The sequence below is a fragment of the Pseudomonas sp. SIMBA_041 genome, assembly GCF_046535095.1.
Classification (GTDB): Bacteria; Pseudomonadota; Gammaproteobacteria; order Pseudomonadales; family Pseudomonadaceae; genus Aquipseudomonas; species Aquipseudomonas mucoides.
Genome location: NZ_JAWRXJ010000291.1, coordinates 1 through 273, shown reverse-complemented (window position 1 = coordinate 273; position 273 = coordinate 1). Strand labels below are relative to the sequence as shown.

Below are 273 nucleotides of genomic sequence, written 5' to 3'. Positions count from 1 at the left end.
AGGCGCCATGCTAAGGTTTGGCCACTTCCACTCTCACGAAAATGCCCATGTCCGTCGTCATCCGCACCCACCCCCGCTTGACCATCGGCGTCCTGATCGGCTGCGCCATTGGTCTGCTCGCTCCTGCCCAGACCCTGACCGGCAAGATCCTCATTGGCTGGAACGCCGCTGTCTGGAGCTACCTGGCACTGATGTTCTGGCTCACCGTTCGGGCTCGCGCCGATGAGGTCAGGCGTATCGCCGAAGCCGAGGATGAAAACGCCGGCCTGGTGC

Annotated in this window: 1 pseudogene; it reads left to right on the top strand. The window is 63.0% G+C overall.

From position 1 onward, the window contains the following. Positions 1–47: 47 nt before the first annotated feature. A pseudogene (locus SB725_RS31230) lies at positions 48–273 on the top strand (DUF1345 domain-containing protein); the annotation flags it as partial.